Origin of the sequence: Lacinutrix sp. Bg11-31, from assembly GCF_002831665.1 — a bacterium.
GTDB lineage: Bacteria > Bacteroidota > Bacteroidia > Flavobacteriales > Flavobacteriaceae > Lacinutrix.
This window is the reverse complement of the sequence record NZ_CP025118.1, coordinates 3,469,699-3,487,931: the sequence shown is the minus strand read 5'-3', so window position 1 is coordinate 3,487,931 and position 18,233 is coordinate 3,469,699. Positions and strand designations below refer to the sequence as shown.

16 protein-coding genes are annotated in these 18,233 nt (G+C 31.0%); 8 read left to right on the top strand and 8 right to left on the bottom strand.

The window, feature by feature from the left end; genetic code table 11:
- Positions 1-87: 87 nt before the first annotated feature.
- The 8 genes from CW733_RS15565 to xrtF all read right to left on the bottom strand — a co-directional run bounded on the left by CW733_RS15565 (position 88) and on the right by xrtF (position 8,900).
- Complete coding sequence (locus CW733_RS15565; protein WP_100998325.1) at positions 88-840, bottom strand: LytTR family DNA-binding domain-containing protein; 753 nt, start codon at positions 838-840, stop codon at positions 88-90.
- Positions 841-843: 3 nt separating this feature from the next.
- Entirely contained in the window at positions 844-3,726 is a 2,883-nt protein-coding gene (locus CW733_RS15560; RefSeq protein WP_198520084.1) for a sensor histidine kinase, read from the bottom strand.
- A gap of 313 nt (positions 3,727-4,039) precedes the next feature.
- Positions 4,040-4,402, bottom strand: a complete 363-nt coding sequence (locus CW733_RS15555) for a heavy-metal-associated domain-containing protein (protein WP_100998321.1) — start codon at positions 4,400-4,402, stop codon at positions 4,040-4,042.
- A gap of 31 nt (positions 4,403-4,433) precedes the next feature.
- On the bottom strand, positions 4,434-6,668 hold the full coding sequence (locus CW733_RS15550; protein WP_100998319.1) for a TonB-dependent receptor: 2,235 nt from the start codon (positions 6,666-6,668) through the stop codon (positions 4,434-4,436).
- Positions 6,668-7,393 (bottom strand): heavy metal-associated domain-containing protein, encoded by a 726-nt coding sequence (locus tag CW733_RS15545; RefSeq protein ID WP_100998318.1) that lies wholly within the window; start codon positions 7,391-7,393, stop codon positions 6,668-6,670. The genes CW733_RS15550 and CW733_RS15545 overlap by 1 nt, the downstream gene beginning before the upstream one ends.
- A gap of 70 nt (positions 7,394-7,463) precedes the next feature.
- Positions 7,464-7,868 (bottom strand): hypothetical protein, encoded by a 405-nt coding sequence (locus tag CW733_RS15540; RefSeq protein ID WP_232730373.1) that lies wholly within the window; start codon positions 7,866-7,868, stop codon positions 7,464-7,466.
- Positions 7,869-7,927: 59 nt separating this feature from the next.
- The gene (locus CW733_RS15535) at positions 7,928-8,356 is read right to left on the bottom strand and encodes an exosortase F system-associated protein (protein WP_100998317.1); all 429 of its coding nucleotides are present in this window, start codon (positions 8,354-8,356) and stop codon (positions 7,928-7,930) included.
- Positions 8,349-8,900 (bottom strand): exosortase family protein XrtF, encoded by a 552-nt coding sequence (gene xrtF / locus CW733_RS15530; protein ID WP_100998316.1) that lies wholly within the window; start codon positions 8,898-8,900, stop codon positions 8,349-8,351. The genes CW733_RS15535 and xrtF overlap by 8 nt, the downstream gene beginning before the upstream one ends.
- Before the next feature lie 80 nt (positions 8,901-8,980).
- On the opposite strand from xrtF, the gene CW733_RS15525 reads away from it, so the two are divergent.
- The 8 genes from CW733_RS15525 (at position 8,981) to CW733_RS15490 (ending at position 18,172) form a co-directional block, all read left to right on the top strand.
- Entirely contained in the window at positions 8,981-9,436 is a 456-nt protein-coding gene (locus tag CW733_RS15525) for a GAF domain-containing protein (protein WP_100998315.1), read from the top strand.
- 99 nt (positions 9,437-9,535) lie between these two features.
- Positions 9,536-11,068 carry a bifunctional phosphoribosylaminoimidazolecarboxamide formyltransferase/IMP cyclohydrolase gene (purH, locus tag CW733_RS15520; protein WP_100998314.1) on the top strand — a complete coding sequence of 511 codons (1,533 nt, stop codon included), beginning with the start codon at positions 9,536-9,538 and terminating at the stop codon, positions 11,066-11,068.
- A 388-nt stretch (positions 11,069-11,456) separates the two neighbouring features.
- Positions 11,457-12,485, top strand: a complete 1,029-nt coding sequence (locus CW733_RS15515; protein ID WP_055447911.1) for a rod shape-determining protein — start codon at positions 11,457-11,459, stop codon at positions 12,483-12,485.
- A 15-nt stretch (positions 12,486-12,500) separates the two neighbouring features.
- On the top strand, positions 12,501-13,319 hold the full coding sequence (mreC, locus tag CW733_RS15510) for a rod shape-determining protein MreC (protein ID WP_100998313.1): 819 nt from the start codon (positions 12,501-12,503) through the stop codon (positions 13,317-13,319).
- Positions 13,312-13,821 carry a rod shape-determining protein MreD gene (locus tag CW733_RS15505; RefSeq protein ID WP_100998312.1) on the top strand — a complete coding sequence of 170 codons (510 nt, stop codon included), beginning with the start codon at positions 13,312-13,314 and terminating at the stop codon, positions 13,819-13,821. Before mreC ends, CW733_RS15505 begins: the two co-directional genes overlap by 8 nt.
- Positions 13,818-15,740, top strand: a complete 1,923-nt coding sequence (gene mrdA / locus CW733_RS15500; RefSeq protein WP_100998311.1) for a penicillin-binding protein 2 — start codon at positions 13,818-13,820, stop codon at positions 15,738-15,740. Before CW733_RS15505 ends, mrdA begins: the two co-directional genes overlap by 4 nt.
- A 5-nt stretch (positions 15,741-15,745) precedes the next feature.
- Positions 15,746-17,020: a rod shape-determining protein RodA gene (gene rodA, locus CW733_RS15495; RefSeq protein ID WP_100998310.1), complete on the top strand. Its 1,275-nt coding sequence runs from the start codon at positions 15,746-15,748 to the stop codon at positions 17,018-17,020.
- Between the two features lie 174 nt (positions 17,021-17,194).
- Positions 17,195-18,172 (top strand): polyprenyl synthetase family protein, encoded by a 978-nt coding sequence (locus CW733_RS15490; protein ID WP_100998306.1) that lies wholly within the window; start codon positions 17,195-17,197, stop codon positions 18,170-18,172.
- Positions 18,173-18,233 lie beyond the last annotated feature (61 nt).

Sequence of the window (18,233 nt, the reverse complement as noted above, 5' to 3'; positions counted from 1 at the left end):
TAGTTTTATGAAAACAAATCTACTAGCTAGGCTAGCTTAAAATTTATGACAATTTCTGAAAGTGTATTTTGAGTTTCTAAAAGAAAGTTACCCAATACTTTGTACAATAGTTAAGAACTCTTCCTTCTTGTCTTTTGATATGGAAACACTCTCATTATTATCCATAACAATATAGCCTCCATCTTTTTTAGAGTACTCTTGAATGTATTTTAGATTTATTAAATAAGAGCGATGCGGCTTGTAAAAGGTAGAGATTTTCTCCAATAATTCTACAAAATGTTTTAGTGGCTTACTAATAACAATTTCAGATTTATTTTGAAGCACAACCGTTGTGTACATACCATCTGCTTTTAGTAAAACTATGTCTTCAAAATTTACAAACTTAATACCATTTGCTACTGGTAAACCTATTTTATTAAAGTTTACTGCTGTTAAACTTTTACGTAACTCTTCTAATTTTACATTAATTTGTGATTTACCAATATTAGCTATCGCTTTATCTACAGATTCTATAATTTTTTCGGCACGAATAGGTTTCAACAAATAATCTATTGCAGAAAGCTGAAACGCTTGTAGAGCATATTCGCTGTACGCTGTAGTAAATACAATCTCAAAATTTCTTTGGCTTGCTTCTATAAAATCGAAAATTTCTAAACCAGAATGCTCTGGCATTTCAATATCTAAAAAAACTATTTGTGGCTGCTCGTTTTTAATTAATTCAACACCACTTAATAAATCTTCAGCGGTAAAAATGGTTGTTATTTTTGGGCAGTTTTCTTTAACTAATACCTCTAGTAATTTTCTTGCTTTTGGTTCGTCGTCTATAATTACTACTTTCATAATTTAATGTGTTGTATATGGTATTATAATATCTACTTGAGTTCCTGTTGGTTCTTCAGCTTCAAACAAATCTGTAATTGTTATACCTACTTGCTTTTCTTTACCATAGTTTAATAAATCTAATCTATTTTCGGTTGCTTTGGTAGCAAAAGACTGGTGTTTTTTATGGCTTCTCGCCTTATACTCTTCGGCTTTATCTCTACCAACACCATTATCGACTATAACACATTTGATTGTTTTTGATATTTCACAAATAAAGAAACTTATCTTTAGTTTTCTATTATCTTTTCTATGTAATAAACCGTGTTTTAATGCATTCTCAACATAAGGCTGAATTAACATTGTTGGCATACTAATATCTTCTGCTTTTAAATTTCCAGAAATTGAAATGGTATAATGTAACTTATCTTCAAAACGAAGTTTTTCGAGCTCTAAATACATTTCAAGGCAATTTATTTCTTCTTGTAAAGTAATATGTCCTTTTGTACTGTGGTTAAGGTAAGTTCTAATTAAATCTGCAAATTTCCCTAAATATTCGCTTGCTAATTTTTTCTGATTTAAAACAATATATTCTTGAATAGAATTAAGCGCATTAAATATAAAATGCGGATTCATTTGCGAGCGTAAATTCTCTAGTTTCAAGGCAATAAGTTGCTTATCTAACGATAATTGTTTCACTTCTACTAAACGTTGCTTTTCTTCCTTTTTTATTTTTCTTCGGTAGTATAAAATAATAGAAACTAAAACTAAAATAGAGAAACCTAAAATAAACCACCACGTTTTCCAAAAGGGTTTTTTAATTGAAAAGCTAAGCGCTATTGTTTTGCTATTAATTTTCGTTTCGTCTAAAACAGGTTGCACTTGAAATGTGTAATTTCCAGCTGGCAAACTATTGTATTTCACACTAATTTCTCCAATGGTTGTGGTGACCCAATCTTTATTAAAACCTAGTAACCTGTATTTATATTTACCTTTTTTATTAAACAGCAATCCATTTACATTAAAACTAAATTTAATAGCATTTTGGTTGTAACTTAATTTATAACTAGAAGCTAATTTTACTTCTTTTTCATTAATTTCTACGTTTGTAAAATATACTTCTACTGCTTTTTGTTTTTTAAATGCTTTTTGTTTGTCTACAGAAAAAAGTCCCTCGCTAGATGAAAAAACAACCTTGTCTTTCAAAATTTCTATTCCAGAAACATCGTAAGAAACAATACCATCACTTTTTGTTAGTGTTTTAAAAGTTTTTGTATTTGTATTTAACTCCTGAATACCAGAATCTGTTGCTATCCATAAATTATTATTGTCTGCTTTTATTTTTTCAATTCTATTAGAAACCAAACCATTTTTAGTTGTAAAATGATACGCTACTTTATCTTCTTTTATTCCGTAAACACCATCTTTAAAAGTTCCTACCCACAAAACACCGTCTTTAGTTTCAGAAATAGACAACCCATAAATAGGTTTATTTTTACACACTATAGCTTCTGGCTTGTCCCAAATATTATATTTAACCAAACCGTCTACATAAGCGATATATGTCGCTTTTGTTTTTTTACTATAAAAAGAGGTGTAAGGTCGCTTATTAATGGATAACCTTTTCACCTCTTTATTATCTCCATTTTTTAATAAATAGATGCTTTTATAATCTATAACATGTACATCATTATTATCTAAAATTAAAAAATTTTTAACAGAGGACGAGCTGGCTATTTTTTTTAGCTGAAGTGACTTATGGTCTAATATGTAACCGTTTAAGTCTTTTCCAATATAACTAACCTCTTTATTAGGGTTGTACCTTATGGCAGAAACTCTAGATTTATTTGGTATTGCAATTGTGGTTTCTGTATTGGTTATTACATTGTATAAACCTATATTACCGTTGTTAGAACCAAAAAAAAGTGTGTGTTCGTTTATTTTATCTAAGCTACTTATATTTTTATAAGCCTCTGAAATGGCATATTTTTCAATATAAATATTTGGCACAATATAAATTCCGCTATTTAAAGTAATAAACCAATAGTTACCATCTTTGTCTTTAATAGTTTTAGTAACATTTTTTCCTTTTAAAAATTGTCGCTCTTCTTTATACTGGTTGTTAACCCAACTATAAATCCAAACACCATTGTTTGTAGAAAGCCAAATTTTATTGTTATTTTCAAAAACATGATAAATTATATCTTTTTCAATTGCTTTTAAAGCTTCTAATTTTTTTACTCTTTTTTTGGATACATCAATTTTAAAAAATGTGTTTTTTCTATTTCGAACTTGCCTTAAAAACAAAAGTGAATCTAATTTAAATAGATGTGTTCTACCTCCAATTATACTTGCATTGTTTTTATCTCTTGCCGAAAAACCAATAGGGAATAATTTTTTAAGCTTATTTTTTTCATTAATTAAAGCAATAGAATCTAGTGTGGCTATATAAGTTTCATTTCCTATTTCGATAGGTGAGCTGTAGTTTACATTTGAATAGTGTGTTTTTTCAATTAATTTGGTGATTCTATTTATATAATAAATTGTGTTTTGAGAAAACACTATTAGATAGTCTTTATTTACTAAAAAAAAAGCAAGTTCTCCTTTTAACTGGGTGCTTAAATCTATAAACGTATGTAATTTATCTTCTTCAACATAAAAAAACTGACCAAAAATATTATTGCACCAAATCTTACCTTGTTCGTCTTCTAAAACATTAAATACCGAAAGCCCTCTTTTTTCTTTATTACTGTAGTTTTTAAAATTTTTACCATCGTATCTAAACAAACCTTTATCTGCACACAACCAAATAAAACCTTTACTGTCTTCAATAATATTATAGAATTCCTTATCTGGCAAGCCATCTTTTTCTGTGAGATTAACAGACACGGGTTCTTGTGCTTGCATTAAAAATGAAGCTAACAAAAACAATTTTAAAATTAAAAATCTCATCAAAATGTGGAAAAATTATAATCAAAATTACAATTTCACTTGGATTCTTACTTATAAAACTTCTAAAATGCAGATTACAACTGCTAAAAAGCAACGTATAATTAATTAGCAAATTTTAGAACTCAAGTCGTCAGTATTAAATCGTTTTACTTTCTTTTTCATTAGACGTTAATTTTACACCAACTTATTTCAAGACCAGACATCCAAAATAAAAGAAAGCCCAAAGTATAGTTCGGGCTTTCTTGATAATATTTTTTAATCTGTTAACTTAATCTTTATGCTCATCAATCACCTCTTCATCTCGATATTTACAACATGGATGTACTGTATTATACGCTTCTTCTGTTGCTTTTAACATTTTTGTGTCATGTCCTACTCCTGCAATACTTTCAGAAATAGTTTCTAAGTTTGTCTTACGCTCATCAAAAATTAATTTAAGCTCATGTGTTTCTACATTCCAAATAGCAGACTTTACACCTTTAGTATTTAAACTCGCTTTCTCAATTCTCTTTTTACACATTAAACATACACCATCAACTTCTAGAGAAGTTCTTGCGTTTTTATTTTGAGCAAAAGTAACAGATGCTATTAATAACGTTATAACGATTACAGTACTTTTTATTAGTTTCATTGATTTCATATTATAATAATTTAAAAATGTTTTATTTTATTTTATATCGCAATCCTGCAAAATAATTAGCCCCAAAAATTGGGCCATATACAAATGTAGTATCAAAACTTGAACCAAAAGGATTATCTGCAGATACTATTGGGTTGTTTTGTTTGGTATTAAATATATTTTCACCTCCTAAATATACTTCAAATTTTGGAGAAAACACTTTTGTTATTTGCGCATTAAAAGTTCCAACGGTTGGTGAATATTTTGGCAACTGGTATTGTACAGGATTATTTTGTGTAGATGAAAAACGCTGTTCTCCTAACCAATTATAGGTAGCATCAAACTTCCATTGGCCTGTTTTACCTTCTTCCATATATGTTTCGTAAGATGCATTAGCAAAAAAACGATGTTTAGGGGTTAAAGCCTTTTCTAACTTACCCGAATCGTATTGTGTTTTCACATCGTAGTTTTTATAAGCAAAACGCATATCGAATTGATTAAATGGAGAATAACTAAATTCCACTTGTAAACTATTCGCATAACTATCTCCTTTTAAATTATAGAAATTTACTTCTTGTGCATTTTCGTAATCTACAACCACTTGGTTTTTAAAATCGGTTCTATAAAAATCCGCAGTTACTTCAGCCTTTCTTCCTAATAGTCTAAATCCTTGCAAAAAAGACACACCATAATTCCAAGCTATTTCTGGATCAAGTCCGTAAATTTTTCCTGTAGTATTCAAAACATTAATAGCACGAGCCGTTGAAAATATTTTTTGATTTTCAGCAAAAATATTAGCACTACGTTTTCCTCTTCCTACAGAAGCTCTAAATACTCCTTTTTCCCAAGTTGTATAACGCATATGTAAACGAGGTGTAATAAACGTACCTAATAAATTATGGTTATCTACTCTTAATCCTGCAGTAACATTAAGTTTGTCTAAATTAAAATAATTATACTCTACAAAAGCACCTATAGAATTTTCTGTCCTTTTAAAATCTGAAATATTTACAAGCTCATTATAATGATCGTAAGTATAGCTTACTCCTGTTTTAACTTTGTGTCTAGAATCGCTTATTATAGTGTTATAAATTAAATTTGCGTATAAACTATTATGCTCGATATCGTAAATATTTAAACCAAAATAAGAATCTTGTTGATGCCCACTATAAGCAGCTTGCAAGCCAACACTTTGCCAAGGCAATTCTGCATTTACATATCCTAATTTAGCAGAAATCTCATAACGCTCTGTAGCTATTTCACTTCCCCAATTATTCGTTGTAAGCTTATCTGTATCAGGATTAAAATCTATTTGCCCAGACTGTTTTTGGTCGTTTAAATACTTCAAATTAATAAAACTTACAAATCCTTTTTCAGGATTAGTGTATTGCCAACGGTTCATTACATTAACTTGATTTGCCAAAGGAGCATCTAAAAAAGAATCATTGTTTTTATCAAATTTCTGAGTCCTTGAATTTCCATGTAAATACAAACCTGTATTCCATTTATCACTTACTTTAGTATTAAAATGTGTATTTAACTCTAACCTTCCATTTACAGCTCCATAAGCATTTATAAATAATTTATTATCTGTTGTTGGCTTTACCAACTCTGCATTTATTTGTCCTGCAATACTCTCATAGCCATTAACTACGCTTCCTGCTCCTTTTGTTATTTGAATACTTTCCACCCAAGTTCCTGGAATAAAACTAAGACCAAAAGCTTGAGATGCACCACGAATAGATGGTATGTTTTCTGTGGCAATTAATATATACGGACTCGTTAAACCCAACATTTTAATTTGCTTTGTTCCTGTTACAGCATCCGCAAAGTTGACATCAATGGATGGATTAGTTTCAAAACTTTCCGACAAATTACAACAAGCAGCCTTTAACAACTCGTCGCTACTTACAGTAATAATATTTTGAGCCGACAAATAAGAGTTTGATGTTGCTTTATTTCTAGATGTAATATTTATTTCGTCTAGTTCTCTCGTAGGTTTTAAGCTATGTTTAATTGCTTTAGCATTAACAATAGTGAGCGTATCTGTTTTATAACCAACAAAACTCACCACTAATTTAGTATACTCTTTTTTATAAGGTATTGAGAACTCACCATCAAAATTGGTTACATTTCCAACCTTTGTTCCAAGCCAAAACACATTGGCTCCAGGTAATGGCGAATGACTAGTGTTATCTTCTAAAATAGCACCTTTTAATTCCTCTTGAGCTATTGCAAATAATGGTAATAGCAGTAATATGTATATTATGTTTTTCATTATATGTAGGTTTTAATTAACATAATGATTGCCATAATAATCATGATTGTGTTTTCAATAAATGTAGCCTTGGTCATAGGCAGTTTTAAGGCTGTCCCTAAACAAGCACATTGTATTGCCTTTTTATCTAAAAGCGTTTTGGTTACTCCAATAGTAGTAATTCCTAAAATAAGTATGGTTACTATTAAAGCGATAGGAGTTTCAATTCGCATTAAGAACATGATCCCTAGTGCTAATTCTAAAAACGGATAAATTTTACCGTAAAACGGAATCGCTTTCGCTAAGGGATCGTACATCTTAAAAGATTCTGGAAATCCTTTTAAATCGAGTATTTTAAAGAAGCTAAATACAATATAGAACAAGCCCATAAAATCAAGCATAAAATTGCTCCAATCCCATGTTTTATAATGCATTAGTATTGAAGCAACTGTTATGTAACCAAAGATTATAAATAATGGTTTTAATTGCTGTAGATCGTTTTTTTGTTCTTCAACTTGAGAAGATGCAAAAACGTTTTCTATTTGTTTTTCTGAAATCGAAAATTTTTCTGGTAAAGCCTCCTTTAGGATTTCTGTTGAAACGTGTTGAGACATTTCAATAGTAGCTTCTCCTTTTTCAAGATTTACTGAAGTGTTTATTATGTTTGGCAAAGCATTCAAGTGTTTTTCAACTGAAGCTTTGCAACCATTACAGGTCATGCCTGTAACTGTATATGTATGTTTCATTGTGTGTTTTTAATAAATTATTTCATGATTTAGTATTTCCGTGAAAACGAAAACAAAAAGAAATAAAATATCAAATAAGGAAAGTCTCATCGAGCACTTGAATGTCGTAAATAAGATTTGGCGGAACATATTCTTTATGTGGAACAACTTGCTTTGGTAAGCTTATAAATAAAGAAATGTAACTGTAAACGTATGATGTAAAAAGTATTTGCTGATTAATATCAAGATCATCAAAACTATTTAGTTTTAATTTGTCTTGACCTTGTACAACCACAACCTCATCCTTACAACACCTTTTCTTTATTGGTGTTGCTGCTGAAGATTCCATTCCGCAGTTTTTTACTTTAGAAAAAACAGCTGTGTCTATTAAATTAGTCCCACAATAATGAGACTCAATAGTAAATGATAGTGTTGAAAACAACACCACAAATGCCATTAAAAAAGATATACTTTTATTTAATAAACTAATTTTCACATTACAAAGTTAATAAAATATCAATTGGATAGCACGTTAATATTAGCTTTAACACAAATTTACACACCTTTTCTCTGGTAATAAAATGCTGGAAGTAATAATAATAGTATAAGTGGCTGGATTAAAAACCGTCGAATATTAAAAAACATAAAATAATCCTCTTGTTTTGGGTTTAGTACAAAGTATAAAAACAAGCCTAAAAGAATAATATAAGAAATTGCATAAACAATTACCGAAAACTTAATCATGCTCGCATCCTTAAAAAAAACATATAAAATTACTAGTGAAATTATAGTATTAATTAAAAAACGTAATGTTGTAAACAACGTTACTTTTAAGACTTCGCGTCTTGGAGAGTCTAAATATAAATAGTCGCTTTGAAAAAACTGCAAATAAGGATCGTAAAACAATTCGCTCTCGAAAGCACGTAGCAAAACCAACAAGCCAAAAAGAAAAAATAGCCAAATATATTTTTTATATTTATCCATTTTTTTTACCAATATTAGAGAATCTATTCACCCAAAGCATCCATAATAAAAACACCATTCCGTAAATAATTGCAGGAAAAACAACCGTATGTAAAATTTCACTTCGCCAAGGATAATGGTATAAACCAACAGATAGTATTACAATTCTAATAAGATTTACAACATATATAAGAACGCTTCCAGACAACAAAAACAAAACAGTTGATTTAAATTTACCAGAGAAAGAAATTACAAAAGATATAAATAATACAATTACGCTAATGGCATTGCAACCTTCTATTATCCTGGCAATATACTTACCTCTTACTAATAGTTTCATAGAAGGTTCGTGCGGATGTTTTACAACCTCAGTACTGTAACCAATAGTGTTTAACAATGCTTCGCTTTGGTAAGCTACTAGATTAGTTACATAATCTGGGTAATACTGAGAGCCAACCGAAGCATTTAAATACAATTTATAGATTACAGACAAGCCAATATATACCAACAAAAATGTAAGGATAAATTTTAATACAGACTTATATTTTATAAAGAGTGCTTTCAATCTTTTATTCTGAAAAGTTTTAAATTTTGAAAGGTTGAAATTACGTCTTTTTAAATACTTTTACCAAAATTTTTATCCTTATGATTTTTGAAACTTTAAAACCACAAACTGAAGCAATTCTTTCTAATACCAAAATTTCTAGAGATGAGCGTTTAATGAAAGTCTGCGAATTATTAGAAGCCAATGTAAGTTATTACAATTGGGTAGGTTTCTATTTTAAAAATGGAGATAAAAACGAATTAAAACTAGGTCCTTATGTTGGTGAACCTACAGACCACACTATTATTCCTTTTGGAAAAGGTATTTGTGGACAAGTAGCAGTTAGTAACGAAAACTTTGTAGTGCCAGATGTTGCTGCTCAAGATAATTACATTGCTTGTAGTATTACTGTTAAGGCAGAAATAGTGATTCCTATTTTTGTAAATGGAAAAAATATGGGACAAATAGATATAGATTCTAATACGCCAGATCCTTTTACAGAAGAAGATGAAAGATTTTTAGAATTTGTTTGCGCTAAAGTCGCAGAAATACTATAGTTGTTAATAACTAGTTGTTTTAGTTAAAAAGCTTTGCTTTTTTAGTTAAAACTCATTTCGTTTTTTCGTAAATTTGCACGCTTATTAACACAACTACTAATGAGCAATAACAAAACAATTAAATCTGCATTAATTTCGGTATTTAGCAAAGATGGCCTAGGACCAATTGTTAAAGAACTAGATAAACAAGGCGTTACCATTTATTCTACTGGTGGAACAGAAAAATTTATAAACGATTTAGGTATAAAAGTAGTTCCTGTTGAGGACGTTACTTCGTATCCTTCTATTTTAGGTGGTCGTGTAAAAACATTACACCCAAAAGTATTTGGTGGTATTTTAAATCGCCAAAATCATGAAGGTGATGTTGCCGAAATGAAAGCATTCGAGATTCCGCAAATAGATGTTGTAATCGTAGATTTATATCCTTTCGAGAAAACGGTAGCTTCTGGAGCAACAAACCAAGACATTATTGAGAAAATTGATATTGGAGGTATTTCTTTAATTCGAGCAGCAGCAAAAAATTATGCTGATGTTATTTGTGTATCATCTGTAGATGATTATGCTGAGTTTTTAGAGTTAATTACTGACAAAAAAGGAGATTTAACTGAAGAGGACAGAAGAGCATTTGCCGCAAAAGCATTTAATGTATCTTCTCACTACGATTCTGCTATCTTTAATTACTTTAATGCAGACCATAAAATTGCTGCACTTAAAGTTTCTGAAACCAACGGTAAAGTTTTACGTTATGGAGAAAACCCACATCAACGTGGTTTTTTCTTCGGAGATTTTGATGAGATGTTCACAAAACTTCATGGTAAAGAATTAAGCTACAACAACCTTTTAGATGTTGATGCAGCTGTAAATTTAATGGATGAGTTTAAAAACGATGCGCCAACTTTTGCTATTTTAAAACACAATAATGCTTGTGGATTAGCACAACGCGACACATTACACCAAGCCTATACAGATGCTTTAGCTGGTGATCCTGTTTCTGCTTTTGGTGGTGTTTTAATTTCTAATACTGAAATTGATGCAGCAACTGCCGAAGAAATTCACAAATTATTTTGCGAAGTTGTAATTGCTCCAAGTTTCTCTACAGAAGCAGAAGCAATTTTAAAAGGAAAGAAAAATAGAGTGCTTTTAGTATTGAAAGATGCTGCTTTTGCTCAAACAACAGTAAGAACATGCTTGAATGGTGTTTTAGTTCAAGATAGAAATAATATAACAGATTCATTAGAAGACCTTAAAAACGCAACAACAAAAGCACCAACAACTGCTGAGTTAGACGATTTAATTTTTGCTTCTAAAATTTGTAAGCACACAAAATCTAACACTATTGTTTTAGTAAAAGGGAGACAATTATGTGCTAGTGGAACAGGACAAACAAGTCGTGTAGATGCCTTAAACCAAGCAATACACAAAGCACAATCTTTTAAATTTGATTTAGAAGGATGTGTTATGGCAAGTGACGCCTTTTTTCCATTTCCAGATTGTGTCGAGATTGCTAAAAACGCAGGAGTTACTGCTGTTATACAACCAGGTGGTTCTATAAAAGACCAATTAAGTATTGATTATTGTAATGGTAACGATGTGTCTATGGTATTTACAGGAACACGTCATTTTAAGCATTAAACTAATTTCTACGTAAGTAGGAATCTAATAATAAACACACCAAACCTGATAAGTTTTACGACTTATCAGGTTTTTTTTATTATTTCGGGATGCTTCAAAATAAGCTCTCATAAGTGAAAACTGAATTATTCTATAATTTAAAATTGAAAACCTTCTCTTAAACTCATTGCTTAACAATTCCGCGAAAGCGATAATAATAATAATAATAATACACAACAAATAACATCCAAAATCACTACAAATACGTATCTATTGTTTTGTACTAATTCTAAAACCTTAAGCACTAAAAAATTATATAAGAACTATATACAATAATGGCTGTTTTTTTCGTTAGTTTTATTACTTTTACGTCATTACAATAATAACTTCATAAATTACTACTTAACGCATGGGATTTTTTGACTTCCTAACAGAAGAAATCGCAATAGATTTAGGAACTGCAAACACACTAATTATACACAACGACAAAGTTGTTGTAGATGCACCTTCCATTGTGGCGAGAGATCGCATTTCGGGAAAAATAATAGCAGTTGGTCAAGAAGCCAATTTAATGCAAGGAAAAACGCACGAAAATATTAAAACAATTAGACCATTAAAAGATGGTGTAATTGCAGATTTTGATGCTTCTGAGCAAATGATAAGCATGTTTATTAAAAACATTCCTGCGCTTAAAAAGAAATTATTCACACCCTCTTTACGTATGGTAGTTTGTATTCCTTCTGGAATTACAGAAGTAGAAATGCGTGCCGTAAAAGAATCATGCGAACGTGTAAATGGTAAAGAAGTTTACTTAATACACGAGCCAATGGCTGCTGCTATTGGTATTGGAGTGGATATTATGCAACCTAAAGGAAACATGATTGTAGATATTGGAGGTGGAACAACCGAAATTGCTGTAATCGCCTTAGGTGGTATTGTTTGCGACAAATCTGTTAAAATTGCAGGTGATGTTTTTACAAATGATATTATTTATTACATGCGCACACAACACAATCTTTATGTTGGTGAGCGTACTGCCGAAAAAATAAAAATTCAAATTGGTGCTGCTACCGAAGATTTAGATTTACCTCCAGAAGATATGAGCGTTCAAGGACGTGATTTATTAACTGGAAAACCTAAGCAGGTTCAAATTTCTTATAGAGAGATTGCGAAAGCTTTAGATAAATCTATTCTTAGAATCGAGGATGCTGTAATGGAAACATTATCGCAAACACCTCCAGAATTAGCTGCAGATATTTATAATACTGGAATTTATTTAGCTGGTGGTGGTTCTATGCTTCGTGGTTTAGACAAGCGTTTATCTCAAAAAACAGATTTACCTGTTTATATTGCTGAGGATCCTTTACGTGCTGTTGTTCGTGGAACTGGGATTACCCTTAAAAACCTTGCGAAATACAAAAGTGTATTGATAAAATAAAACCTGCCCTTATAGATGCAACAAATAGTAAATTTTATACTAAGAAACAAAACGTTTCTTCTGTTTGCGCTATTGCTATTTATTTCGGTAATGTTAACGATACAATCGCATAGCTACCATAGAAGCAGGTTTATAAATTCGGCTAACTTTATAAGTGGTGGTGTTTTTAATACTTCTAATAATATTAGTGACTATTTTGGGTTAAGAGAACAAAACAAATTACTTCAAGAAGAGAACAACCAATTAAAGTCTATTCTTTTTAATACTAAAAACAGTACAGATTCTACTTTTATAGATAGTTTAAATTTTGCAAATCATTACAAATTTACGGCTGCTCAAGTAATGAGAAACAGCTATGCAGGAACCAACAATATTCTACTTTTAAATAAAGGAGAAAACGATAGTATTAAACAAGATTTTGGTGTTATTTCAAGCAAAGGTATTATTGGAATTATTGAAAAAACGGATTCTAAATACGCGACGGTACTTTCTATATTAAATACCACAAGTAGTATAAGTGCTAAACTTAAAAAAACCAATCATTTTGGATCTATAAAATGGAATGGACAATCACCAAACCAGATACAACTTAGCGAAATACCAAAAATTGCACCTGTAGCTACTGGAGACACTATTACTACTTCTGGACGTTCTACAATTTTCCCTAAAGGTATTCCTATTGGTACTATATCTAATTTCAAATTAGATACCGCAGAAAATTATTATGAAATTGAAGTTGCTCTTTTTAATGACATGACAAATATTGAGCACGTTTACATTATTGAAAACAAAGATGCAAAACATATAGAAAACCTATTAGACACTAATGACTAATCTTTTATCTATACATACCATCCGTTTTGTTGTATTACTCTTATTACAAGTGTTATTACTAAGTCATGTAAATTTTATGGGTTATATAAATCCGTATCCATATATTTTATTCATTTTACTGTTTCCTATAAAAAATAACAGGATGCTATTTATTCTATTAAGCTTTCTTTTAGGCTTATTTATAGATATGTTTTTAGACTCTGGAGGTATTCATGCAGCTGCAGCTGTAACTATTGCATTTATTCGTCCTGTTGCTTTAAAATTTAGTTTCGGTGCCGTTTACGACCATCAAGCAGTTAAATTTAATAACGTCGATTTTGGACAACGTGTTACTTATATATCCATACTAACGGTTATTCATCATTTTATTTTATTCTCACTTGAAATATTTAACTTTTCTAAGATAATTTTAGTACTAAAAAACACGTTATTCTCAAGTATATTCACTATACTATTATGCCTTTTAATATCAATAATTTTTAGTGGCACAAATAAAAAATGAGACAATTTTTACTCTTTCTTTCTGTTATTCTTGTTGGTATAATTTTTACTACAAGACTATTCTATTTACAAATTTATAATTCGGATGCTGATAGTATTCTAAATGACAATGCTATTAGAAAGGTTTACGACTACCCAAAAAGAGGCTTTGTTTACGATAGAAATGGAACCCTTTTAGTAGCAAACCAACCTTCTTACGATGTTATGGTTATACCCAGAGAAGTAGAACCATTAGATACTTTAGAGTTTTGCCGATTGTTAAAAATCGATAAGGAACGTTTTGATAAGCAATTAAAAAAAGCCAAACATTATTCTTGGCGATTACCTTCGCCTTTTGTTTCGCATTTATCTAAAGAAGATTATGCAGTACTTCAAGAAAAAATGAGGAAATTCACTGGTTTTCATATTCAGAAACGTTCTTTACGTCAATACGAAACAACCATTGGAGCCAATGTATTAGGAGATATTGGAGAAGTAAATAATAGAGACATAGCAAATGACCCTTATTATAAAATGGGTGATTTAATGGGAAAGCAAGGTGTTGAGAAATCTTACGACACCATTCTTCGCGGTAGAAAAGGCATAAAATTTATTCAAAAAGATAGATTTAATAGAAATATTGGCCCTTACAAAGAAGGTGAATATGATACCATTCCAGAACAAGGAAAGGACATAAAAATAACCATAGATTCAGATCTTCAAGCCTATGGAGAATGGTTAATGCAAAACAAACGAGGTGGAATAATTGCGATAGAACCTAGTACAGGCGAAATTTTAGCTATGATTGCTGCTCCAACATACAATCCTAATGATTTAGTAGGAAGAAAACGCTCTAAGAACTTTAATAAGCTAATTAGAGATACAATAGCTAAGCCGTTATTTAATAGAAGTCTACAAGGTGTATACAATCCTGGTTCTCCTTTTAAACTAATGAATGCACTTGTGGCATTGCAAGAAGGTGTAATATCGACAAGCGAAAAAATAGCATGTCATCACGGCTATAAATACGGAAATCGTTTTATGGGCTGTCATTGTGGAGGTGGATCGAGAGATATGGTTTTAGGTATTCAAAAATCTTGTAACGCTTATTTTGCTACTGTTTATAGAAGAATATTAGATAAAGACGGTAACGCATCGGAAGGCATAGACCATTGGAGTAAACATGTAAAAAGTTTTGGACTTGGTAAATATTTAAATAATGATTTGGTTGTTGGCCAAAAAGGAAGAATACCAGACAGAAAGTACTATAAATACGCTTATCCAAGAGAGTTTTACTCTACCTATACTATTTCTAATGCCATTGGTCAAGGAGAAGTTTCTACTACACCAATACAATTAGCAAATATGATTGCTGCTATTGCAAATAGAGGTTACTATTACACGCCTCATATTGTAAAATCTATTGAAGGAGAATCGCTACCAGAAAATTTTACCAAACCAAAATACACAACAATAGATAAACAGCATTTTGAACCTGTTATAGAAGGCATGCTACAAGTTTACAAAAAAGGAACAGCAAGTAGTCTGCAAGTAAAAGGTCTAGATATCTGCGGAAAAACTGGTACTGTTGAAAATTATGCAATAATCGATAGCGTAAGAACTCAATTAACAGACCACTCAATTTTTGTTGCTTTCGCTCCAAAAGACAATCCTAAAATAGCTTTAGCAGTATTTGTAGAAAACGGGTATTTTGGAAGTAGATTCGCTGGTAAAATTGCTAGTTTAATGATTGAGAAATACGTTAACAAAACGATTAGTAGAAAAGACTTAGAAACATGGCTATTAACACATAGTTTAGAAAACGAATATGCAAAACCATATTCTGGAGAGCCATTTCAAATTAATCGTGGATCGCAATATCAAGTTATTCCAATGGAAGAAGTTATTGATTTACCTGAAGAAGCTAAAATTAAGTTATAAAGGTAATGAGACAAACTGATAGACATTTCAAATTCGATTGGATTACCATCATGCTTTTCTTTATGCTAGCAGGTTTTGGTTGGTTAAATATTTTATCTGCTTCTCATTCAGGTGAAATTATCGACTACTTTAGTTTTACAGAGTTTTATGGCAAACAGCTTATATTTATTATCCTTTCGGTTCTACTAATAATTCTTATTTTATCTATAGACGCTAAGTTTTACGAGCGTTTTTCTAGTGTTATCTATTTTGCTTCTCTGCTCTCCTTAGTTGGGTTATTCATCTTTGGAAAGACTATTAATGGCGCAACGTCCTGGTACGACTTAGGAGGCATGACCTTACAACCAAGTGAATTTGCCAAAGCCGCAACGGCTTTAGCTGTTGCAAAATACGTAAGCGATTTACAAACAGACATAAGGCAATTTAAGCATCAAATTCGCATTTTCGGCATTATTATCATACCAGCATTTCTTATTTTATTGCAAAAAGATGCAGGAAGTACGCTAGTATATGGCGCCTTTTTCTTTGTATTATATCGCGAAGGCTTACCAAAAATTTATTTAATTATTGGTTCTCTTTTAATAGTTTTAGCCATCTGCGCTTTAAAATTTGGAGTCGTTATCACCATGCTTGTTTCTGCTGTTATTGTGTTTGGTTATTATTTTTCTAAAAAGAAAAAACCATCATTTTTTCAACCAGTAATCACTTTAACCATTGCATTATTAATTTCATTTGTTGTTCGTTTTGCTTACGACACGCTTCTACCTTTCCATCAAAAAGATAGAATTACCATTTGGCTAAGCCTTGAAAAAGACGCAGGAAAGCTAGAAAAAATGAAAAAAGAAGCTGCTTACAACCTCTTAGAAAGCGAAAAAGCAATTAGTGCTGGTGGTTGGAAAGGAAAAGGTTTTATGGAAGGCACACGTACTACAGGTAAATTTGTCCCAGAACAGCATACAGACTATATTTTTACAACTGTAGGTGAAGAATGGGGATTTATAGGCAGTTTTGGTGTTGTTCTTGTTTTTGTACTTCTTATTTTGCGCATATTACATTTAGCCGAACTCCAGAAATCTCAATTTAGTCGTGTCTATGGTTATTCGGTTGGAGCCATATTATTTATACATTTTCTAATTAATATTGGTATGGTTATGGGCTTAATACCTACTATTGGTATTCCATTACCTCTATTTAGTTATGGAGGTTCTGGACTTTGGGGATTTACTATTCTAGTATTCATTTTTGTAAAACTAGATTCTAATCGAATTAATGAGTGGTAATATTAGCTGTTGCTAAAAATAATTTTTCCTCGAATTCACACACTATTTTATTGTTCTTTTTGTCATTCCTGCGAAAGCAGGAATCCACTAATTTTTTATAACTATTCACTTCTCACTTTTCACTATTAACTATTCACTTTTTATCAGTAGCTTTGTAACACTGAAATTTTTCTTTTGAAAATAACTGAACAAATAAAACAACCCATCGCTTACGAAATGGACCTTTTTGAAAAAAAGTTCCGCTTAGCTATGGCTTCTAAAGTTGCTTTATTAAACCGTATTACCCACTACATAGTAAACCGAAAAGGCAAGCAAATGCGACCAATGTTCGTATTTCTAGTTGCTAAAATGGTATCTAATGGAGACGTTAAAGACAGAACTTACAGAGGAGCATCTGTTATAGAACTAATACATACAGCAACTTTACTGCATGATGACGTTGTAGACGATAGTAATAAACGTCGTGGTTTCTTTAGTATTAATGCCCTTTGGAAAAACAAAATAGCAGTACTTATTGGCGATTATTTATTATCTAAAGGCTTACTGCTTTCTATAGACAATGAAGATTTCGACTTGCTTAAAATTATCTCTGTTGCAGTAAGAGAAATGAGTGAAGGCGAATTACTTCAAATTGAAAAAGCCAGACGACTAGATATTACTGAAGATATTTATTACGAAATAATAAGACAAAAAACAGCAACCCTAATTGCAGCTTGCTGTAGTCTTGGTGCTGCTTCTGTAAAGCCAAACTCTCCAGATGTTGAAACCATGCGTAAGTTTGGGGAGCTTATAGGCATGGCATTTCAAATAAAAGACGACTTGTTCGATTATGGTTCGAAAAGCATTGGTAAACCTGTAGGTATAGACATAAAAGAACAAAAAATGACTTTACCACTTATTCACGTTCTTAATACCGTGAGTAAAAAGGAAAAGAAATGGGTTATCAATTCTATTAAAAACCATAACAAAGACAAGAAACGTGTAAACGAAGTGATTGCTTTTGTTAAAAATAATGGAGGCTTAGAATATGCTGTTACAAAAATGAAAACCTTTCAAGCTGAAGCCCTACAAATACTACAACAATTCCCAGATTCTGACTATAGATCTTCTTTAGAATTGATGGTGAATTATGTGATAGAAAGGAAGAAATAAAAACTCATTTTACACAATAATAAAAAAGTTATCTTTACGGGATAACAGTAACATAAAAGTT